The 21,233-nt window shown below is 64.7% G+C and carries 20 protein-coding genes; 14 read left to right on the top strand and 6 right to left on the bottom strand.

Features of this window, described 5'->3' with window-relative positions; genetic code table 11:
• Window positions 1-18: 18 nt before the first annotated feature.
• The 4 genes from murI (at window position 19) to rdgB (ending at window position 3,355) form a co-directional block, all read left to right on the top strand.
• On the top strand, window positions 19-948 hold the full coding sequence (murI, locus tag ADIAG_RS04250) for a glutamate racemase (RefSeq protein WP_007270077.1): 930 nt from the start codon (window positions 19-21) through the stop codon (window positions 946-948).
• On the top strand, window positions 945-1,856 hold the full coding sequence (locus ADIAG_RS04255; RefSeq protein WP_007270078.1) for an MBL fold metallo-hydrolase: 912 nt from the start codon (window positions 945-947) through the stop codon (window positions 1,854-1,856). The genes murI and ADIAG_RS04255 overlap by 4 nt, the downstream gene beginning before the upstream one ends.
• A 111-nt stretch (window positions 1,857-1,967) precedes the next feature.
• On the top strand, window positions 1,968-2,717 hold the full coding sequence (gene rph / locus ADIAG_RS04260; RefSeq protein WP_043473289.1) for a ribonuclease PH: 750 nt from the start codon (window positions 1,968-1,970) through the stop codon (window positions 2,715-2,717).
• Window positions 2,718-2,719: 2 nt separating this feature from the next.
• Window positions 2,720-3,355 (top strand): RdgB/HAM1 family non-canonical purine NTP pyrophosphatase, encoded by a 636-nt coding sequence (rdgB, locus tag ADIAG_RS04265; protein WP_007270080.1) that lies wholly within the window; start codon window positions 2,720-2,722, stop codon window positions 3,353-3,355.
• Here rdgB and ADIAG_RS04270 read toward each other — a convergent pair.
• The 3 genes from ADIAG_RS04270 to acnA all read right to left on the bottom strand — a co-directional run bounded on the left by ADIAG_RS04270 (window position 3,352) and on the right by acnA (window position 8,003).
• Window positions 3,352-4,539 (bottom strand): NAD-dependent epimerase/dehydratase family protein, encoded by a 1,188-nt coding sequence (locus ADIAG_RS04270; RefSeq protein WP_007270081.1) that lies wholly within the window; start codon window positions 4,537-4,539, stop codon window positions 3,352-3,354. The two genes, rdgB and ADIAG_RS04270, sit on opposite strands and share 4 nt — an antisense overlap.
• The gene (locus tag ADIAG_RS04275; RefSeq protein ID WP_007270082.1) at window positions 4,536-5,033 is read right to left on the bottom strand and encodes a DUF6176 family protein; all 498 of its coding nucleotides are present in this window, start codon (window positions 5,031-5,033) and stop codon (window positions 4,536-4,538) included. Before ADIAG_RS04275 ends, ADIAG_RS04270 begins: the two co-directional genes overlap by 4 nt.
• A 174-nt stretch (window positions 5,034-5,207) precedes the next feature.
• Window positions 5,208-8,003: an aconitate hydratase gene (gene acnA / locus ADIAG_RS04280; protein WP_007270083.1), complete on the bottom strand. Its 2,796-nt coding sequence runs from the start codon at window positions 8,001-8,003 to the stop codon at window positions 5,208-5,210.
• A 407-nt stretch (window positions 8,004-8,410) separates the two neighbouring features.
• Here acnA and ADIAG_RS04285 point away from each other — a divergent pair, with 407 nt between their 5' ends.
• The gene (locus ADIAG_RS04285) at window positions 8,411-8,767 is read left to right on the top strand and encodes a cupin domain-containing protein (RefSeq protein ID WP_007270084.1); all 357 of its coding nucleotides are present in this window, start codon (window positions 8,411-8,413) and stop codon (window positions 8,765-8,767) included.
• A gap of 83 nt (window positions 8,768-8,850) precedes the next feature.
• Here the strand turns inward: ADIAG_RS04285 and ADIAG_RS04290 are convergent, their stop codons facing one another.
• A complete protein-coding gene (locus ADIAG_RS04290) occupies window positions 8,851-9,873 on the bottom strand; it encodes a sugar phosphate isomerase/epimerase family protein (RefSeq protein ID WP_007270085.1) in 1,023 nt (340 codons plus the stop codon).
• 74 nt (window positions 9,874-9,947) lie between these two features.
• Window positions 9,948-11,162, bottom strand: coding sequence for an ROK family transcriptional regulator (locus tag ADIAG_RS04295; protein WP_007270086.1), 1,215 nt, complete (start codon window positions 11,160-11,162; stop codon window positions 9,948-9,950).
• 112 nt (window positions 11,163-11,274) lie between these two features.
• Here ADIAG_RS04295 and ADIAG_RS04300 point away from each other — a divergent pair, with 112 nt between their 5' ends.
• The 4 genes from ADIAG_RS04300 to ADIAG_RS04315 all read left to right on the top strand — a co-directional run bounded on the left by ADIAG_RS04300 (window position 11,275) and on the right by ADIAG_RS04315 (window position 16,190).
• Complete coding sequence (locus tag ADIAG_RS04300) at window positions 11,275-12,813, top strand: sugar ABC transporter ATP-binding protein (protein WP_007270087.1); 1,539 nt, start codon at window positions 11,275-11,277, stop codon at window positions 12,811-12,813.
• Window positions 12,810-13,838: an ABC transporter permease gene (locus ADIAG_RS04305; protein ID WP_007270088.1), complete on the top strand. Its 1,029-nt coding sequence runs from the start codon at window positions 12,810-12,812 to the stop codon at window positions 13,836-13,838. Before ADIAG_RS04300 ends, ADIAG_RS04305 begins: the two co-directional genes overlap by 4 nt.
• A 65-nt stretch (window positions 13,839-13,903) precedes the next feature.
• A complete protein-coding gene (locus tag ADIAG_RS04310) occupies window positions 13,904-14,965 on the top strand; it encodes a substrate-binding domain-containing protein (protein WP_007270089.1) in 1,062 nt (353 codons plus the stop codon).
• 55 nt (window positions 14,966-15,020) lie between these two features.
• Complete coding sequence (locus ADIAG_RS04315; RefSeq protein ID WP_007270090.1) at window positions 15,021-16,190, top strand: Gfo/Idh/MocA family protein; 1,170 nt, start codon at window positions 15,021-15,023, stop codon at window positions 16,188-16,190.
• Between the two features lie 19 nt (window positions 16,191-16,209).
• Here ADIAG_RS04315 and ADIAG_RS04320 read toward each other — a convergent pair whose 3' ends face one another.
• A complete protein-coding gene (locus tag ADIAG_RS04320; protein WP_007270091.1) occupies window positions 16,210-16,689 on the bottom strand; it encodes a hypothetical protein in 480 nt (159 codons plus the stop codon).
• A 162-nt stretch (window positions 16,690-16,851) separates the two neighbouring features.
• Here ADIAG_RS04320 and ADIAG_RS04325 point away from each other — a divergent pair, with 162 nt between their 5' ends.
• From ADIAG_RS04325 to ADIAG_RS04345, 5 genes are all read left to right on the top strand, one after another.
• Window positions 16,852-17,550 (top strand): DedA family protein, encoded by a 699-nt coding sequence (locus ADIAG_RS04325; RefSeq protein WP_007270092.1) that lies wholly within the window; start codon window positions 16,852-16,854, stop codon window positions 17,548-17,550.
• Between the two features lie 267 nt (window positions 17,551-17,817).
• Window positions 17,818-18,207 (top strand): GntR family transcriptional regulator, encoded by a 390-nt coding sequence (locus ADIAG_RS04330; RefSeq protein WP_007270093.1) that lies wholly within the window; start codon window positions 17,818-17,820, stop codon window positions 18,205-18,207.
• Window positions 18,207-19,127, top strand: coding sequence for an ABC transporter ATP-binding protein (locus ADIAG_RS04335; protein ID WP_007270094.1), 921 nt, complete (start codon window positions 18,207-18,209; stop codon window positions 19,125-19,127). The genes ADIAG_RS04330 and ADIAG_RS04335 overlap by 1 nt, the downstream gene beginning before the upstream one ends.
• Complete coding sequence (locus ADIAG_RS04340) at window positions 19,124-19,819, top strand: hypothetical protein (protein WP_007270095.1); 696 nt, start codon at window positions 19,124-19,126, stop codon at window positions 19,817-19,819. Before ADIAG_RS04335 ends, ADIAG_RS04340 begins: the two co-directional genes overlap by 4 nt.
• Before the next feature lie 164 nt (window positions 19,820-19,983).
• On the top strand, window positions 19,984-20,982 hold the full coding sequence (locus ADIAG_RS04345) for an exonuclease domain-containing protein (protein WP_007270096.1): 999 nt from the start codon (window positions 19,984-19,986) through the stop codon (window positions 20,980-20,982).
• Window positions 20,983-21,233: the final 251 nt, after the last annotated feature.

The following is a 21,233-nucleotide window of genomic DNA, read 5'->3' on the forward strand; positions in this document are numbered from 1 at the left end:
ACGTAGGCTTCGTAAATCATGACAAGTGCGTCCTCCAGCGATAAACGAGAAACCGAGCGACCCCGGGCCAACGCCCCGTTGGGCATCTTCGACTCCGGTGTCGGCGGCCTGACCGTTTCCCGGTCGATCATCGACCAGCTTCCCGGTGAATCGACCATGTACGTCGGTGACACAGCAAATTCTCCCTACGGCCCGCTTCCCATCGCCCAAGTGCGCGCCAACGCGCTGGGAGTGATGGATGAATTGGTTGACGCAGGGGTCAAACTGCTGGTCATCGCGTGTAACTCCGCCTCCGCCGCGGTCCTGCGTGACGCCCGTGAACGCTACACCGCCCGTTACGGGATCCCCGTGGTCGAGGTCATCCAGCCGGCGGTCCGCCGCGCCGTCGCGGCCACCCGCAACGGGAAGATCGGGGTTATCGGGACCCAGGCCACTGTCGGTTCCCGGGCCTACGAGGACGCGTTTGCCGCGGCCCCGCACTACTCCATCACCTCCGTGGCCTGCCCCAGATTTGTGGAGTTTGTGGAGAACGGCATCACCACCGGCACCGAGCTCATGGAAACGGCCGAGGCCTACCTGGCCCCGCTGAAGGCCGCGGGCGTGGACACCCTGGTGCTGGGCTGTACGCACTACCCGCTGCTGACAGGGGTGATCTCCTACGTCATGGGCGAGGACGTCACCCTGGTCTCGAGCGCCGAGGAGACCGCGAAGGATGTCTACCGCGCGCTGATGCGCCATGATTTGGCCCGTACCGCGCCCGAAGCTCCGACGCACCAGTTCCTGGCCACCGGAGATGCCGACAGTTTTGAAATTCTGGCCCGACGCTTCCTGGGCCCCGAGGTTCTCGCGGTCGAGCAAGTTGATCATGTGGCCGCCCACTATCCGACCGGCTCCATCGCGATGATCACCCCCGCGATGGTGGCCCTTTCGAAAGCGAGTGCCTCGTGAAGTTGACGATCATTGGCTGTACCGGGTCTTTCCCCGGGCCGGGATCGCCCGCCTCCTGCTACCTGGTCACCGCGTTCGATGGAGAACGCGACTGGAAGATCCTGCTGGACCTGGGCTCCGGAGCCCTGGGCGTGCTGCAGCGCTACGCGGACATCAAGGACCTGGACGGGATCTTCATCTCCCACCTGCACCCGGATCACTGCATGGATTTGTGCGGCATGCACGTGGCCATCCGCTGGGATCCCAACGGTTGGAACCGGGATCGAATGCTGGTGCACGGCCCCGCGGCCACGGCCGATCGGATGGCCACCGCCTACGGACTGCCGCTGGAAGAAGGCATGCACCCGGATTTCGACTTCCAGCACTGGAAATCCCGAACGCCGGTGAAGATCGGCCCGTTCTCAATCACCCCCTACCCGGTGCTGCACCCCATCGAGGAGTCCTACGCACTGCGCGTGGAGGCCACCGAACCTGCCCAAGATGGTACCTGGCAGACCAGCGTGCTGACCTACTCGGGCGACACCGACGCCTGTGACGAGCTCAATGAGGCAGCGATGGGCGCAGACATGTTCCTGTGTGAGGCCGCCTTCGAGGAAGGCCGCGACGACGGCATCACCGGAGTGCACCTGACCGGGCGGCGCGCCGGGGAAGCTGCAACGGCGGCGAAGGTCGAACGCCTGCTGCTGACCCACATCCCGGTGTGGACAGATATCAATACCGTGGTCAACGAGGCCAAGGAAACCTACGACGGCGGCATCGCCGTGGCGGTCTCCGGGGTCACCTATGGGGTGTTCTCCGGCTCGCAGCTGGGCACACCGAAGTCCCTGCCCACTGCACCGGTATCCATCATCCGCTCGGCTCCCAGCCGGGAATGGCGCGGTACCCGGAACCGGACCAAACGCAAGTAACGTAGCTACCCGGGGGTTTTGGCGGCGTGAGTGCGGATTCAGTACCGCAGCGCCCGCCACACCTTCTGCTGGGCGAGCGCGGAGCAGCGCTCGCCGACTAGACTTGAAGCCATGACTTCAGCATCTACCACAGCAGCAGTGCGCGCCGACGGGCGCGGCGTCGACCAACTCCGTGAGATCACCATTACCCGTGGCTGGTCCAAGCAGGCCGAAGGATCGGCCCTGATCGAATTCGGCAACACCAAGGTGCTGTGCACCGCCTCCTTCACCGAGGGTGTCCCGCGCTGGCTCAAGGGCCAGGGCACCGGCTGGGTCACCGCCGAATATGCGATGCTGCCACGGGCCACCAACACCCGCAACGGCCGCGAGTCGGTTAAGGGCAAGATCGGTGGGCGCACCCACGAGATCTCCCGCCTGATCGGGCGCTCGTTGCGCGCGGTCATCGACACCAAGGCGCTGGGCGAAAACACCGTGGTGCTGGATTGCGACGTGCTGCAGGCCGACGGCGGAACCCGCACCGCGGCCATCACCGGCGCCTACGTCGCGCTGGCCGAAGCCATCGAATGGGCCAAGGAGAACAAGCTGGTGCGCAAGAACGCCACCGTGTTCACCGATTCGGTGGCCGCGATTTCCGTGGGCATCATCGATGGCACCCCGATGCTGGATTTGCCCTACGAGGAGGACGTGCGCGCCGAGACAGACATGAACGTCGTGGTCACCGGGTCCGGTGACTTCGTTGAGGTGCAGGGAACCGCCGAGGGTGTTCCGTTCAAGCGCGCCGAACTCGACTCGCTGCTGGATCTGGCCCTGGTGGGCACCACCGAGCTGACCCGCATCCAGCGCGAAACCCTGGGGCTCTGAGCATGGGCGCGGAACCCCGTCTGGTACTAGCCACCCACAATAAGGGCAAGCTGCGCGAATTGCGTGAGCTCTTGCGCGGGCAGGTCGCAGGCCTCGATGTGGACACCCAGGTTGTTGACGCAGGAGCCGTCGGCGCACCGGACGTGATCGAAGATGCGGTGACCTTTGAAGGCAACGCGCTACTCAAAGCCCGCGCGGCATGCCAGGCCACCGGACTGGTGGCCATCGCCGATGATTCGGGGCTCGCTGTTGACGTGCTCGGTGGGGCGCCGGGGATCTTCGCCGCGCGTTGGTCCGGGAAGCACGGCGACGACGAGGCCAACATCGATTTGTTGCTCGCCCAGCTCGGCGACATCGCGCAGGAACACCGCGGTGCCTCGTTTGTCTGCGCCGCGGCGCTGGCCACCCCGGGCGACCAAGTTGCGGTGGAGCTGGGCCAGCTGGCCGGCAAATTGCTGCACGAACGCCGGGGGACCGGCGGCTTCGGCTATGATCCGATCCTGCGCCCCGATGGCTACGACATCTCCGTGGCGGAACTGTCCAGTGCACAAAAGAATGCGATCAGCCACCGCGGTCTGGCGTTCCGTGCGCTGCTGCCGCAGATCGTCAAGGCGCTGGCCGACCAGGACGCCAGCTAAGCACCAGCTCGCATCCGGCGAGAACAAGAATGGGCGGCCCGTTTCCAGCTTTTTGCTAGAAACGGGCCGTCTTTTTTGTGCCCAATGAGCGGACAGGAATGAGCCGGGGCCGGACTGGTACGGGGGATCAAGACAGTGGGCGCCGGTTCATGCTTTGCGGTGAAGGGCTGGTCGAGGGATGCGAGCGGCGGTATTGATCCTCGAGGGTGTAATCGGTGAGGGCGGCGAAGCGTGGATCGTCGGCGGCGGGCCGGTTGCCTTCGCTGGCCGTAAGCCAGTCGATGGCTGCACCCACCGTTTGGGCGTAGGTTCCCACGGGCCGGTAGCCCAGGGCGAGGGATGCCGTGGTGTCCAGAATGATCGGCGGGATGTGGTTCCACGGGTGATCGGGACGGAGCAGCGTCGTCGTCGAGCAAAATCTCCTGCCATTGATGGCCGAGGTGCGTGGCGATCGCACGGGCGATCTCCAACCCGGTGGGCGCATCGGGGTCGGCACTGTTGAGGATGCGGGTGCCGGGGTTTGCCGCGATGGTTTCAATGAGAGCCGCGGTGTTGGCGGCCGCTGTGGTGTGGTCCGCTCCGCGCCCGGCATGGGCCAAGAACACCGCGGTGCGCCCTTCAAGGGCGCGCTTAACGAAGACCCACTCGCGCGGGTTGGCGGCACCGGCGCCGTGGGCCTTCGAGGCCCGGATGACCGTGACGGGCAGGGAGCTATCAAGGAACACGTGCTCTGCGGCGACCTTGTTGGATCCGTAGCCTTCGGGGGATTGGTACGGGCCGTGGCCGGGGGCCATCGTGGGGTTGGACTCCGTGATGGGCGAAGGAAAATGTGGAGCAGTAGCGGAGTTGATGTGGTTGCCTACTTCATCAACATAGACGGCCTTGCTGGAGAGCATCACGGTGGAATCGACGTCGGCCAACAACGGAAGCAGCGTGGCCGCGTGGGCTGCGGTGTAGCACGCAGCATCGATGACCAGCTCTGCGCCGGGACCGATGGCCCGTGCCAAGCCGGCAGGGTCATGCCGGTCCGAGGTGATGAAGCGGGCACCGGCTGCGGTGAGGAACGCGGGCATCTTCGAGCTGTTGCGGCCCGTGACCTCTACCGCCCAACCTTGTGCCAGGAACCGGCGGGCGGCGGCCAGACCCAGCACGCCGGTGCCGCCCAGGATGAGGGCCCGTTTCATGCGTGGGCGGGATCTGTTGGATCCGATGGATCGGCCGGGGCCTTAGGTGGCGGCTGTCCGGTGGCACCGAAGTGGACCATGGCATCGCGCAGGTATTCGGGGGTGAGCATGAACATCGGTTCCAGTTCCTCCCAGCCCGGTTCCTTGACCTGGCGAGAGTAGGCGGCGTGTGTGGCGCCGATGGGCAGCTGCTCATCGAGCCCGGTGCCGGGGCCCATGAGACTGAGGTGGTAGATCCATATCGACCCGTCGGCCTCCCGATGCCGGAAGGTGGCCTCGAAGACCGCGCGTTCGGCGGGGATCGACTCTAATGCTTCGTCGTAGCGCTCGTGCAGCACCTGAATCCATTCATCGAACCCATCCTCCTGCCCCTCGCGGATGCGCGAACGGCTCAGTTCCAGGCGCAGACCCTCGGGCACCGAGAATGGCATCGGATGGCCGGGGAAGTCGCGGGGCTCGGGACGGAACGGGGTATACGGTTGCTGGCTGTCCATGGGATACATCCTGCCAGCGCACCGGGGAGTAAAGGATACGCGGCACGCGGATCAGTGGCCGTGCCCGATCAAGATTTACTTCGGAGCAGGCTGCAGGCAGCAGGCAGCAGCCGGGCCGTGGACATGGCGCGGGAGGGCTTCGCGCACGGTGCAGGAAGCCCTCCCGAAGGTGCCTCAGTCCTCGGCGTCGAGCAGCTGGCGCAACACGTACTGCAGGATGCCGCCGTGGCGGTAGTACGCCTCCTCGGCCGGAGTGTCGATGCGCACCCGCATGGGGATGGTGCGCGTGGCGCCGTCGGCTTCCACGCTCACGGTGACCTCCGCCGGCAGCGACTCGGTCCCGGCCAACCCGGCGATGGAGAAGACCTCCTCGCCGGTCAGTCCCAGGGATTCGGCGGTTTCACCGTCGCGGAATTGCAGCGGGAGCACACCCATGCCGATCAGGTTGGAACGGTGGATCCGCTCATAGGAGGTGGCCAGCACGGCCTTGACCCCCAGCAGTAGCGTGCCCTTGGCGGCCCAGTCGCGCGAGGAACCCGACCCATAGTCGGAGCCGGCCAGCACCACCAGCGGGATGTTCTCCTTTTGGTAGGCCAGCGAGGCATCAAAGATGGACGTGGTCTCGGTGCCGGGCAGGTGCCGGGTGAAGCCGCCCTCGATGCCGGGAACCAGCTTGTTGCGTAGCCGCACGTTGGCGAAGGTCCCGCGGATCATCACGTGGTGGTTGCCGCGCCGCGAACCGTAGGAGTTGAAATCGGCCGGGGCGACACCCTTATCCATCAGATAAGCGCCGGCGGGGGAGTCCTTGCGGATGGCGCCGGCCGGGGAGATGTGGTCGGTGGTGACCGAGTCGCCCAGATTCACCAGTACGCGCGCGCCGGTGATGTCCGCCAGGGGTTCGGGGATCCGGCCCACGCCCTCGAAATACGGCGGGGACTGCACATAGGTGGAGGTGTCGTCCCAGGCGAACTGGTCGCCGTCCGGGATGTGCATCGAGCGCCAGTTTTCATCCCCGTGGTACACATCCGCGTACCCCTTGGTGAACATTGAGGCCTCGAGGTTCGCATCGACCACGGCCTTGACCTCGGCGGAAGTGGGCCAGATATCCCGCAGGTAGACCGGGTTGCCCTCGGTGTCCTCGCCCAGGGAGTCGTTGAGCAGATCCACGTGCATCGATCCGGCCAAGGCGTAGGCGATGACCAGTGGCGGGGAAGCCAGGAAGTTCATCTTCACCTCACCGTGGATCCTGCCCTCGAAGTTCCTGTTGCCCGAGAGCACCGAGGCTACCGTCAGGTCGTGCGAGTTCACCGCCTCGGACACCTCCGGGATCAGCGGGCCGGAGTTGCCGATGCAGGTGGTGCAGCCGTAGCCGACCAGGTTGAAGCCCAGGGTCTCCAGGTACGGGGTCAGCCCGGAGCGGTTGTAGTAGTCGGTGACCACCCGGGAGCCCGGTGCCAGGGTGGTTTTGACCCACGGCTTGGAGCGCAGCCCTAGCTCGACGGCCTTCTTGGCCAGCAGGGCAGCACCAAGCATCACGGTCGGGTTGGACGTGTTGGTGCAGGAGGTGATGGCGGCGATAACCACCGAACCATGGTCCACGGTCTCGGCGTTCCCACCGACATCGATCTGGGTGGGCGTCGAGGGCCAGGTGAGCACCGCCTCGCCGGAGTAGTCGCGCGGGGGCTCATCGCGGTCGATCCGCGAGCTGATGGCCACCGGGTCGCTGGCCGGGAAGGACTCCTCGGAGGCATCATCGAGTCCGCCGGAGATGGCATCCTCATGGGTGTCCCCGGCCAGCAGGCGACGCACTGCTCCCTGCGCGGCGGCCAGCGGGATCCGGTCCTGCGGGCGTGTGGGCCCGGCCAGCGAGGGCTGCACCGTCCCGAGATCGAGTTCGACGACCTGGCTGAAGTCCGGAACGTGGTCCGGATCGTGCCAGAGCCCCTGCGTCTTGGCATAGGCCTCAACGAGTTTGATCTGGTGCTCTTCGCGGCCGGTCAGGCGCAGATAATCCAGGGTCTCGGAGTCGATGGGGAACAACGCGCCGGTGGAACCGTATTCGGGGGACATATTGCCCAGCGTGGCGCGGGTGGCCAGCGGGACGTTGGATACCCCGGGGCCGAAGAAGTCAACAAACTTGCCCACCACACGGATCTTGCGCAGCAACTCGGCGACGGTGAGCACCAGGTCGGTGGCGGTGGTGCCCTCGGGCAGCTCACCGGTGAGCTTGAGCCCCACGACCTGGGGGATGAGCATGCTCATGGGCTGGCCGAGCATGGAGGCCTCGGCCTCGATGCCGCCCACGCCCCAGCCCAGCACACCCAGACCGTTGACCATGGGGGTGTGCGAGTCGGTGCCGACCAGGGTGTCAGGGTAGGCAGCGGTGCCGTCGGGCCCTTCGCGGGTAAAGACCACCCTTGAGAGGTACTCGAGGTTGACCTGGTGGCAGATCCCGGTGTCCGGCGGGACCACCAGGAAGTCGTCGAAGGAGTGCTGGGCCCAGCGCAGCAGCTGGTAGCGCTCTTGGTTTCGTTTGAATTCGAAGTCAGCGTTGACCGAGAAGGCATCGCTGCGGGCGAAGACGTCGGCGATCACTGAGTGGTCGATGACCAGTTCTGCCGGGATCAGCGGGTTGACCTTCTTAGGGTCCCCGCCCAGCGCGGTCATCGCATCGCGCATCGCGACCAGATCCACCACGCAGGGGACGCCGGTGAAGTCTTGCATCAGTACCCGGGCCGGGGTGTACTGGATTTCGTTTTTTGCTTCGGCCGCCGGATCCCAGGAGGCCAGGGCGTTGATTTGTTCGGCGGTGACCAGCCGGCCGTCCTCGTTGCGCAGCAGGTTTTCCAGCAGCACCTTGAGACTGTAGGGCAGACGGGCGGAGTCCTTGATGGCGTCGATCCGGTGAATTGTATAGTTGCGGCCATCAACGTCGAGGTTTGAGCGGGAATTGAAGGAGTTTGCCGGCATGGAAGCGTGGTCCTTTCGAACTTACGTGGCCGCCCGCACATACGTGGGATGCTTGACGGCCGGATGATGGGCTTGTCGAAAAAGCGGTGTGCGGCACGTGCCGCGGGCTTGGCGTCGTCCACACCTCCAGGGGGCCGGGAAACGGTGGTGTTCGGGGCCCCGTTCCGGGTCATACCGGTGCTCCGGCGTCGGCCAAAGCGGGGTGTCCACTTCATTTCAACCTACCGCCACTGGGACGAATTGAACATGGCTGGTCGATCAAGCGCCCCGTTCCGTGGACGGCGTGTGGTGAGGGTTTCGGTGTTCGGGCATGGTGTCGGCGGAAAGCCCGGGGCAGCGGTTGCTTGACCGGTCGATAGATCCCGGGCCATCCTTGGTCACAGGAGTTATTCGGGATTGAGGGGACCATGAAGAAGTTTTCGCTCACCGCCATTGCCCGCACCCAGCTGCAGGAGGCCACCGCGACGTCCCATGGGCGTGCTGCCAGCACGGTATTTGGAGGAAACGAACACACCCTGCGCCAAACGGTGATGGGACTCGTCGCCGGGACCGAATTGCAGGAACATCCCAACCCGGGGGAGGCCACTGTCATGGTACTGCAGGGCCGGATCCGGTTGAGCTCGGGCACCCAGTCATGGGAAGGACGGACCGGGGACCTGCTGGTCATGCCCGCAGGCACATCGCAGATCACCGCGTTGGAAGATTCCGGTTTGCTGCTGAGCGTCGCCAAAACGGACCGCGGGCAGGCTCGCGTCACGGGGTAGAAGTCCTCGAATCGGCGCAGCAGTGTTCATCCGGCAGCAGGCTCCGTCCGCTGCCGGACCCGGAACGTCGTAGCCCGCGTCGGCTAGCCCTGGTTGCTGAAGGCCGCGTCGAAGGATGCTTCGGGTAGCTTCCAGAGCAGTGAACGGATGTAGGACACTGCCTCGCGTGCCCCGTGCAGGCGGTCCATGCCCGCGTCCTCCCATTCGATGGAGATCGGCCCGGTGTAGCCGATGGCGTTCAGCGCCCTGAACGCATCTTCCCACGGTAAGTCCCCGTGCCCGGTGGAAACGAAGTCCCAGCCGCGGCGTGGGTCGCCCCAGGGTAGGTGCGAACCCAGTACTCCGGCGCGTCCGTTGGGGGTGCGCATCCGGGTGTCCTTGCAATCGACGTGGTAGATGCGCTCCTTGAAGTCCCAGATGAATCCGACCGGGTCGATGTTCTGCCACATCATGTGGCTGGGGTCCCAGTTGAATCCGAAGGCCTCCCGATGTCCGATGGCTTCGAGCGTGCGGACCGATGACCAATAGTCGTAGGCGATTTCCGAGGGGTGGACCTCGTGAGCAAAGCGCACGCCCTGCTCGTCGAAGACATCAAGGATCGGGTTCCAGCGGTCGGCGAAATCTTGATAACCGGCGTCGATGACCGCGGCCGGGACCGGGGGAAACTGCGCGACGTAGGGCCAGATCTTGGACCCTGTGAACCCCACGACGGTGTCGACTCCGAGCTTGCGGGCCACCCGGGCGGAGCGTTTCATGTCCTCGGCGGCACGTTGGCGTACGCCCTCCGGATCTCCGTCGCCCCAGGTATAGGAGCGCACCAGCGCCTGGTGACGAAAATCGATGGGGTCATCGCATACGGCCTGGCCGGTGAGGTGGTTGGAGATCGCATAGAGGTTTAGCCCGTGGCGCTCCAGGATGTCCAGGCGCGATTGCAGGTAGGCATCATCCTCGTCGGCCAACTTCAGATCGAGGTGGTCTCCGGAGGCAGCGATCTCCAGGCCGTCGTAACCCCACTCTGCCGCGTGGGCGGCAACCTGTTCCAGAGGCAGATCGGCCCATTGACCGGTGAAGAGCGTGACCGGGTGGGTCGAGGATGTGGTGCTCATGGCGCTGTCTCCTTGTGCCGGGCCGATGGTGGCCCTTTCGGTGGTGCGGGGTGCCGGGGCGGCGCGTACGGGTCTCAGGTGGCCATGGCCGCGGCGCGGTTCATGACCTGATGATCGACGGCGTCGGGGGCCAGGACGTGCCCGATCACCAGCATGCTGGCTCCGCGCACTCCTGCCATGTCCGCCGCTGCGGAGCCCACGATCACCAGGTGCTGGGTGGCCAGCGGGGTGGAGCGGAAATAGACTTGTTCGCGGACCCCGGCAATCACGTGTTCGCCGGCGCTGGCCAGTCTGCCGCCGAGCACAATCACCGAGGGGTTAAGCAGGTTCACGCACATGGCCAGGACCGATCCGATGTCACGTCCGGCCTGCCGCAGCACCTGGATCGCGGCGGTGTTGTTGTCCTCGGCGAGCTTTCCCACATCCGATGCGGTGTGCACGGCATATCCTTGAGCCGCGAGGTTCGCTGCGACGGCGCCGCCGCCGGCCAACGCTTCGAGGCAGCCGGTGTTCCCGCACCTGCACGGGGTGCTTGCGCCGCCCGGGACCTGAACGTGGCCAAGGTCCCCAGCGGATCCCTGGGCACCGCGTTGCAATGCGCCGCCGCTGATCAGCCCCACCCCGATGCCGGTGGCGACCTTGACGAACATAAGGTTCTCGGTGTCCGGCCAGCTCAGGGACTGTTCACCCAGGGCCATGATGTTCACGTCGTTATCCACCAGAACCGGCACGTCGAAGGTTTGTTGGATGGTGCCGGGGATGTCGAAGTCGTTCCAGCCAGGCATGATCGGCGGCTTGGTGGGTCGTCCGGTGGAATGCGCGACGGGTCCGGGGACCCCGATCGCGATGCCCGAGAGGGTGGAGGCGTCGCGCCCGTTGCGCTGAAGCAGCTCGGTGAACCTGGCAACGACCCAGTCGAGCACCGGCACCGGGCCGTTGGTGATGTCGAGGTCCGCGCGCAGGTGGTCGATGATGTTTCCGGCCAAGTCGGTCAGGCCCAGAATGGCGTGTGCGGCGCCGAGATCTGCGGCGAGTACCGTGCGCGATTCGGGGGCAAAGGCGAAGGTCGAGGGGGGACGGCCGCCGGAAGAGAGAGCAGCGCCGACGGCCCCGACGAGCCCGGTGTCCAGCAAGGCATCAACACGGGTGGCAATGGTGGAACGGGAGAGTCCGGTCAGCGTCGCCAACTCGGATCGCGTTCTTGGTTGACCGTTGCGCAGGTACTGGAAAAGGTCGCCTGCCCCCGTTCCGGTGTTGGGTGCTTTGGGGTTAATTGTCGTCAAGGCCATGAGTCTAGTGAAGCATATTTGCCAGAAGATAGTAGTTGTCGTCACAACTAATGTGAACTGCTTCTCGACTTTTGCTCGACAATAATCAAAAGTCTGTGTAACGTCCATCACTATGAACTACGACCAAGACACCGAGAGCACCCCCGGCGGGAGCACCCTGCTGGAAATGCGGGGCATCGAAAAACGCTTCCCAGGCATCGTTGCCCTGCGTGAGGTCGCCTTCGAGGTCACCGCCGGCGAGGTCCATTGCCTGTTGGGGCAGAACGGTGCCGGGAAATCCACCTTGATCAAGGTGCTGGCCGGAGTCCACCAGCCCAACGAAGGCCAGATCCTGCTCGACGGGAAGGAGATCGGATTCTCCAACCCCGACGAAGCGATCAAGGCCGGCATCGGCACCATGTACCAGGAACTGGACCTGGTCGAAACCCTGACCGTGGCGGAGAACATCTTCTTAGGCCACGAAAAAGCCAGAGCAGGATTCAGCTCCCGCAAGGCCGAGCACCGCGCCGCGGCCGGGCTGTTGACCCGGCTGGGACACCCGGAGATCCTTCCGGAAATGGAGGTCGGCGAACTCTCGGCCGCGGGACAGCAAATCGTATCCATGGCCCGAGCCCTCTCCCGCGACGTGCGGCTGATCATCATGGACGAGCCCTCCGCGGTGCTGGACTCCGAAGAGGTCCGCAATCTCTTCGACACGGTTCGATTCCTGACGGCCAGCGGCGTCGCCGTCATCTACATCTCGCACCGCCTCGAGGAAATCCGGGTGATCGGGGACCGCATCACCGTGCTCAAGGACGGCACCGCCGTGGCCTCGAACCTTTTGGTGGCCGACACCCCCAACGCCGAGCTGATCAAGCTGATGACCGGGCGCTCGATCACCAACGTTTTCCCCGCACTCACACCCGTCGCCGACGATGCCGCCGCGGTCCTCGAGGTCAAAGATCTTGTGGTGGCGCCCGGGAACGAACCGATCTCCTTCTCGGTCGCAGCCGGTGAGGTCTTGGGCCTGGCCGGGCTGGTGGGATCGGGCCGCTCCGAAATTCTCGGGGCGATCTACGGCAGCACCAAGCCGGTCTCCGGCAGCGTGCACCTCGACGGCAAGAAACTACGTCCCGGCTCCACGGTCTCTGCGGTGAACGCCGGAATGGGGCTGTGCCCCGAAGAACGCAAAAGCCAGGCGCTGCTGCTTGATGACACCCTGGCGGCAAACTTCACCCTGGCCAGCATCCCGCGCTACTCGCTGGCAGGATTCACCAGTGGCAAACGTGAATACCAGGCCAGCATGGAACAAATCACCAAGCTGGAGCTGCGGCCCGCGGACCCGATGCGCGAAGCCCGGACCCTCTCGGGAGGCAACCAACAGAAGATCGTGTTGGGCCGCTGGCTCTCGCACGGCTGCCGGGTGTTGCTGCTCGATGAACCAACCCGCGGGGTTGATGTGGGAGCACGCAGCGAGATCTACACGCTAGTCTCCGAACTTTCGCGGGCCGGCATCGCGATCATCGTGGTCTCCAGTGAACTCGAGGAAGTCCTTGGGCTCAGCCACGAGGTCCTGGTGGTCTCCGAAAACCGGATCGTACACCGGGCGCCCGCCGCGCAAATGAGCGAACACCGGATTCTTGACCTCGTGATGGAAGGGACAACACTATGAGCACGACTACCGAAACCCAGCCGAGCCGGACGGTTTACACCCGGCCGCGGCGCAGCGCCATGAAATGGCTGTTGGATGCGGGTCTGCGCCGGAACATGGGACTGATCTTCGCACTGCTGCTGCTCTGCGCCCTGGGTGCCTTCACCGCCGGGGACAGATTCGCCGACTCCAACAACATGATGACCATCGTGCGGCTGGCCGCGGTCACCGGGGTGGTCAGCATCGGGGCAACCTTCGTGATCACCATCGCCGGGATCGACCTGTCGGTTGGCGCGATCCTGGCACTCTCTGCGGTCTGGGCCACCACCGTCTCCGGCCAGGCGTTCGCCGAATCCTCCTCGTGGATCTTCATGGCGCTCACCGCCATGGCAGTGGGAGCAGCCGCAGGACTGATCAACGGGATCCTGATCGCCTACGGCAAGGTCGTCTCCTTCATCACCACGCTGGCCATGATGGCAGCGGCCCGAGGGCTGGCCGAAATCATCTCCGATAAGAAAACCCAGATCATCACCGTCGAGCCCTTCCTCAAGGCCGTGGGCGGAGACGTGTTCGGCGTCCCGGTGATCGTGCTGATCTTCATCCTGGTGGCCATCGGCGGCTGGGTGCTGCTGAACCGCACCACCTTTGGCCGGCGCACCTTCGCCATCGGCGGCAACCCCGAGGCAGCCAGACTGGCGGGCATCAAGGTCGAACGCCACACCATGGCGATCTACGCGCTCGCCGGGCTCTGCGCCGGCATCGGGGCGTTGATGCTCATGGCCCGCACCACCACCGGCAGCGCCACCCACGGCACCGGGCTGGAACTGGATGTGATCGCCGCGGTGGTCATCGGCGGCACCCTGCTCACCGGCGGGCGCGGTTCGATCTTCGGCACCGTGCTGGGCGTGCTGATCTTCTCCACGCTGACCAACCTCTTCACCCTGAACAATCTCTCGCTCTCGGTCCAGCTCGTGGCCAAGGGCGCCATCATCGTCAGCGCCGTGCTGATCCAGCGCCAGTTGGCCCGCAGGGCCCAACGAACGTGAGACGCACGAACGCTTACACCCCAGAACCCACACACCCGCAGCACCACCGTTTCCAAGGAGAATCCATGTTCACCCGCACCCAACGCCCGTCCAAGATGCTCGGGGCAGCAGCCCTGCTGGCCACCTCCGCATTCATGCTCACCGCCTGCGTTTCCAACGCCCCGGCCGAGACAGCGTCCACCGGTGCCGCCGCTGCGGCACCTGCCGCGGCCGGATCCAACGCCGAAGCAGGCGAGAAGGTCACCATCGGCTTCTCCGTGCCGGCGGCCGACCACGGCTTCATGGCCGCCATGACCGACCTCGCGGTGGAAACCGCCAAGGAGTACCCGGATGTTGAGCTGAAGGTGGCCGAGGGTACCAACGACGTCAGCGTCCAGATCAGCCAGGTCGAGACCATGATCAACGACAAGGTCGACGCCATCGTGCTGCTGCCCTTCGATGGTGCAGCGCTGACCCAGGTGGCCCAGAAGGCCATGGATGCCGGCATCCCGGTCATCAACGTCGATAGGGAATTCAGCACCGCGCAGTCCTCCCGTGTGACGGTGCTGGGCGATAACTACGGGGTGGGCGTCTCCGCCGGGGACTTCATCTGCAACGAGCTCGACGGCAAGAAGGACGCCAAGATCGGCGAAATTCCGGGCATCGACTCGCTGCCGCTGACCCAGGACCGCAGCCGCGGATTCGAGGACGCGCTGGAAAAGTGCGGGCTCGAGGTTTCCAACCGGGTGCCTGCCGAATTCACCGTGGAGTCCGGGGAGAAGGCTGCCTCCAACCTCTTGCAGGCGGCCCCGCACCTGGACGCCATTTGGAACCACGACGATGACCAGGGTGTCGGGGTGCTGGCAGCCATCAAGGCCGCTGACCGCGACGAGTTCTTCATGGTCGGCAACGGCGGTTCGGCCAATATGATGCGCGAGATCCAGTCCGGTGACTCGGTGGTCAAGGCCACCACCGTCTACCCCGCCTACCAGGCGGCCGACGGTGTGCGCGTGGCCCGACTGGTGGCCCAGGACAAGGCGTTGGGCGACCTGCTCGACATCGAAATCCCGCGCCAGATCGTGCTCTACGCGGCAGTGGTCACCGCGGAGAACGTTGAGAAGTACCTGCCGACGGCCTTCGAGTCCTAAGCACCGTACAGCACCGCCCGTAACCACCGTCCAGCACCACCTCAGGAGAAACCACATGTCCTCACCGGCCCTCGGCGTCGCAGTGATCGGCTACTCGTTCATGGGCCAGGCCCATTCACACGGCTGGCGCAACGTGAACGCCGTTTTCGACACCCCGGCGGTGGACATGCGCGTGCTGGTGGGGCGCAACGCGGAGGCCGTGCAGGCCTCCGCGCGGCGCTACGGCTGGGCCGAATCCAGTACCGACTGGCGCGCCACAGTGGCCCGCGAGGACATCGACATCGTGGATATCTGCACCCCGGGTGCGCTGCATGCCGAGATCGCGCTCTTCGCCCTGGCCCACGGCAAGCATGTGCTGGTGGAAAAGCCGCTGGCCAACACCATGGAAGAGGCGGCAGATATGGCGGCCGCCGCGCAGCGGGCCGAAGCGGCGAAGGTGGTGTCGATGGTGGGTTTCAACTACCGTCGGCTGCCGGCCCTGGCGCTGGCCCGCGAGCTGGTGGCGGGCGGCCGGCTGGGTGAGCTGCGCCAGCTGAACATCAGGTATTACCAGGATTGGCTGGTCGATGAGCAGGCGCCGATGAGTTGGCGGCTGCGCAAGGATGAAGCGGGATCCGGTGCCCTGGGCGATCTGGGGTCCCATGCCGTGGATCAGGTCCGTTTCCTGACCGGGGCCGAGGTGGCTAGTGTCTCGGGCACCAGCCGCACGTTTGTGCAGCGGCGCCCCGGCGCCGCGGGGGAGGAGGAGGTGAGCGTGGATGATGCCATCTGGGCGACGCTGCAGCTGGACAACGGGGCGGTGGCCTCGGTGGAGGCCACGCGCATGGCCACGGGCCGGAAGAACGCCCTGCGGATCGAGCTCTACGGGTCGCGTGGCTCGCTGGCCTTCGACTTAGAATCGATGAATCAGCTGCAGGTGTGTGATCTGGAGGCCCCCACTGGTGCCCAGGGATTCACCTCAATCCTGGTGACCGAGCCTCAGCACCCGTATCTGGAAGGCTGGTGGCCCACCGGGCACGTGCTGGGCTGGGCGGATACTTTCATCCACGAGCTGCGAGATTTCTTACTGGCCATCGATGGGGGCAGCGCCGCCTCGCCGTCATTTGCCGACGGACTCGAGGTCCAACGGGTGCTCGCCGCGATCGAGGATAGTGCGGCCGTGGGTGGTGCGCCGGTGGTAGTTCACCACACCGATGCGCACGAAGCCCCTGTGGCATCCCGCTGAGGGTGCCGGTGCGGCAGGTTTAGGCCCCTTCGGGGGTGCGGCGGTGTGCGGCCCAATCGGCGGTGCGCCGGGCCGCCTCTTCTTGAGCCGGAGCCGCGAGCTCTGCTGCAGCGGCATCGTCGGCTTCCAGCAACGCGGCAAAACAGGTTGCTGCTGCGGGGTTGGTGGCAGGCATCGGGCTATTGAAGTAGCGCCGGCGTGAGAACCTCTCATAGCTGCTGAATTCGACGGCAAAACCGCTGCCTACCTCGGCGGCAACGATCCCGGCCAATCGGTTTCCTTCGGCCGTAAAGCTGCGGGCCAGCTCCTTGGTGCGGAAGGTGTTCTCCTCGGTGAGAGACTCGTAATAATTACGCTCCCACCCCTGCAATGCGGCCACCAGGGTGGTGCTCAGGGCGGTCTGGGCGTAGTCAACGGGATCACGAAGCCACAGGACTGTGCCGGCGTGATCCGGGAAAAGCCGGATGACCGGTGGACGTGAGGTTCGTTGATTTGCCATCGAGCCATCTTAGCAACTGAAGGGCCCTGCTCCCGCCTCGGATGATGGGCGTCACCCGCAGGCCAGCGGGGAATGCCGCCGAAGCCGCGGGTGTGAGTCCTTGGACACATTCTTGTGTGCTGCCCTCCGGAACTCCAGATGTTTAGGCGATACTGGAAGGCAATGACTACTTTGATTGCGCTACAGGCCGCTGCCGCCGACTCCTCGGGCGATAGCCTGATCTCCCGATTTGCCGACTGGTCCGTGCACCTGATGGAGGTCATCGGGGCGCCCGGCGCTGCACTGGCCATTGCCCTGGAGAACCTGTTTCCGCCGCTGCCTTCCGAGGTGATCCTGCCGCTGGCCGGATTCGCAGCCAGCCGTGGCTCCTTCTCGCTGTTCGAGGCGCTGCTGTGGACCACGATCGGGTCTATCGTCGGCGCCTACGCGCTGTACTGGGTAGGTCGGGCCTTGGGCCGCGAACGCACCCGGGCAATCTTCGGCTGGCTGCCTCTGGTGGACCTGAACGATGTGGACAAGGTTGAGGCTTGGTTTGACCGCAACGGTTCCAAGGCGGTGTTCTTCGGGCGAATGATCCCGATCTTCCGCTCACTGATTTCCATTCCGGCCGGCATTACCAAGATGAACCAGGCCAAGTTCCTGGGGCTGACCGCAGCAGGCTCGCTGATCTGGAACTCCATCTTCGTGCTCTCGGGGTACTACCTGGGGGAGAACTGGAAGGTGGTGGAGGACTATGCCGACGTGTTCCAGAAAATCGTCATCGTGGTAGTCCTGGCACTGCTGGTGCTCTGGCTGGTGCTCAAGATCCGCAAGGCGCGGGCCAAGAAGGCGGGCATGCAGGGGACCGACTCCGCGCAGTAGCTCTGAGATCAAGGATCCTGACCCGCAGTAGGGTTTTGGCCCGGTCGCACGTCGGAACGTGTTTTCGCAGGTAAGCGAAACCACCGACGAGCGGCCGGGTTTTTTGCTGCCTAAAACACGGTGGCCAGGCTCCGGCACAGGGAGGATAAAAGTTGCGGATACGGGTTGACAGCCGGACGTCATGACTCTAGCTTAGTTACATGAGTAATGAACCACTGAACCAACCAAGTTGGTGTGATCGGTGCGTTTCGAGAGAGGTTGGCCGACGTGGCAGCAATTGATGATTCACGGCCGATCTTTATCCAGATCGCCGAACTGGTCGAGTCGGAGATCGTTGCCGGAACCCTGGCCGAAGAGAGCCAGGTTCCTTCGACCAACGAGTTCGCGGCCTATTACCGCATCAATCCGGCCACCGCTGCCAAGGGCGTAAACCTCTTGGTGGAACGCGGGATCCTATACAAGAAACGGGGAATTGGCATGTTTGTCGCCACCGGCGCCCGCGAGAAGTTGATGGCTAATCGGCGCAGCGCTTTCCAGAAACAATACGTCCAGCCGCTGGCCCGCGAGGCCCGCAAGCTGGGAATCAACGCAGAACAACTCGCCGGGATGATCCACGAATCGCTCACGACCGAGGCAAGCGAAGGAAGTGTGCTTTGATGAACAACGCACCAGCACCAGCCATCGAAGTTCGGAACCTGAGAAAGTCCTATCGCGAACTCGACGCACTCGACGGCGTCTCGCTGACACTTGAGGCCGGGCGCATCTACGGACTGCTGGGCCGCAATGGAGCGGGAAAGACCACCCTGATGTCGATCCTCACCGGACAGGGGTTCCCCAGCAGCGGCGAGGCGCTCATCTTCGGCCACAGTCCGTACGAAAACGATGAGATCCTTGCGAAGATCTGCTTTATCCGCGAGTCGCAGAAATACCCCGACGACTTTAATGCCCGACAGGCGTTCAAGGCAGCGGCATTGTTCTTCGCCAACTGGGACCAGGACCTGGCCGACCGCCTGGTCACGGACTTCGCCCTGCCGATGAAACGGAGCATCAAGAAGCTTTCGCGCGGGCAGCTCTCGGCAGTGGGAGTGATCATCGGCATGGCCGCAAGGGCCGAGGTCACCTTCTTCGACGAGCCTTACCTGGGGCTCGACGCTGTGGCGCGGCAGATTTTCTACGACCGGTTGCTTGAGGACTTTGCCCTGTACCCGCGCACCATCGTGCTCTCCTCCCATCTGATCGACGAGATCGCGAACCTGCTCGAACACGTGGTGGTCATCGACAAGGGACGCATCATGCTCGACGAGGACGCCGAATCGCTGCGCGGATCCGCGGTGGCGGTGACCGGAAGCAGGGAGAAAGTCGATTCCTTCATCAACGGACATCAGGTGTTGCACCGCGATTCCATGGGATCGCTGGCATCGGTGACCATCAAGGCCCGGCTTGGCGAAACCGAGCGGGCCATGGCCGCCGAACTCGGGCTTGAGCTCTCGGCCGTTCCGCTCCAGCAGCTGGTGGTACGCACCACCATGGCCGGTCTGCAAAACGACAACAATGAATCAGTGGAGGTCCTCAAATGAGCCGCGTCATCAAGGTTGCGCAGATGCAATTGATCAACAAGTGGACCTTCATGGGTATCCCGATGGTGATCCTGGTGGGATCCACCGCCATCACGTTTGCCATCTGGGCCCTGCTGCCGGCCAGCGCCAGGGAAGGGACCCTGTATTCAGGATCGGGGCAGGCGGTCATGTGGTATTTCCTGGCCCTGGGCATCCAGTCGCTGACCTACACCTTCCCCTTTTCCCAGGCCATGAGTGTCTCCCGGCGGACCTTCTACCTGGGCACCCTGGGCCTCTTTGCCGTCTTCGCACTGGGCTACGCGGTCCTGTACTACCTGCTGGGCCTGCTGGAGCAGGCCACCGGCGGTTGGGGTTTCAACGGACAGATCTTCGCCCTGGACTGGATCGCCGAGAACAACGGGGCCATTCAGATCCTGTTCTACTTCGTGGCCATGGTGCTGCTGTTCATGATCGGTTTCTGGGCTGCCACGGTGTACATGCGCTGGAAAGCCACCGGCCTGCTGATCGCCGGCATCGGCTTCGCCGTGCTGGTGCTGGGCCTGGTTGGCCTTGCAACACTCAACAATGCTTGGCCCCAGGTCGGCGCATGGTTCGCCGGAATGCAAGTGCTGGGCTTGAGTATCGTCCTTGGTTGCCTCTGCGTGGTGCTGGCCGGCGGGTCCTACCTGACCCTGCGCCGGGCCACCGCCTAGCGCATCGAACCGACGTACCTCCAGCCCCCGGCAGGCGGGATGCTGTGCTTGAGTCGCAGCGACCGGCTCGCCGGGGGTTCGGCATGGGGGCGGAAGATGTCATTTGTGCCACATCGGTTGGCGGCGGTGAACACTGCGCGGGGGATCGGCGGTAACCTAGGACGGTGGCTCTGGACTTTACATCGATCGACTTTGAAACCGCCAACGGATTCCGTGGCTCCGCCTGTAGCGTCGGGCTCAGCAGGGTCCGCGACGGCAAAATCGTCGAAGAGGCCTCCTGGCTGATGCGCCCGCCGGAGGGGTTCGACCACTTCGATCCACGCAATGTGATGATCCACCGCATCACCGCTGACATGGTGGCCGACGCCCCGCGATTCGGTGAACTGTTCACCCCGATGGCCAACTTCATTGGCACCGACACCCTCGTGGCACACAACGCAGCCTTCGACCTCGGTGTGATCCGCTCCGCTCTGGAAGTCTCCGAACTGGCCGGCCCGGCCTTCGACTACGCCTGCACCGTGAAGATGGCCCGGCGCACCTACGAACTTTCCTCCTACTCGCTGCCGTTTGTGGCCCAAGAGGCAGGCTCTCCGATGGAGAACCACCACGATGCGTTGGCCGATGCCCGGGCCTGCGCGCAGATCATGATCGACATCGCCCGCCGGCAGGAAGCCGATGCGGTGGACGCTGCCGCGCACGCACTGAGCGTGAAGATGGGATTCGCCCCGGCGTGGACCCCGGGGGACGAGCTATCCAAGGCTACCCGTGACGCCCAGGGCTGGGCGGCCAGCGGCAACAACGTCCCGGTGCAGCCCGAATGGGCAGCCTGGCCACAGGAGGGTGCCGACCGCTTGGGGAACCCCGAGTCCGACCCGGCGCACCCGTTGTACGGGGAAATGGTGGTATTCACCGGAAACCTGCGCATCTCCCGTCAGGTCGCCAAGGACCGGGCCGCGGAGCGCGGAGCCAACACCGCCAGCCGCGTCACCCGAGCCACCACGGTGCTGGTGGTCGGCGACGGGTTTGTGCCCGAGGACCTCTCCAGCGGACGGCTCACCGGCAAGGCCAAACGTGTGCTTCGCCTGCAGGAAGCCGGCCAACGTGTGGCGATTATGGCCGAGGGCGAATTCCTGCAGTTGATCGACGGCTTCGACGCCGCTTAAGAGCCCCGTTCGAACCGGTACGCCCGTTGAGCCTCGGGGCCAGAACCTAGAAAGCAGACTCCGTGGAGCATCAATGCTGCACGGAGTCTGCTGATGTCCCCTGAATCAGGGCCTCGCGCGCGTGCGCGCGTAGGCGCGTGCGGTTGCCCGGGCACGTGTGCACCCAGGATCGGGTTGTAGAACGGGCCGAGAAATAGCAATAGAGGCCATGCTCCGGGCAGGATTCTGCGTGGTCTGCGGCGCTCAGCGCC

It is taken from the genome of Paeniglutamicibacter gangotriensis Lz1y, from assembly GCF_000348945.1.
Taxonomy (GTDB): Bacteria; Actinomycetota; Actinomycetes; order Actinomycetales; family Micrococcaceae; genus Paeniglutamicibacter; species Paeniglutamicibacter gangotriensis.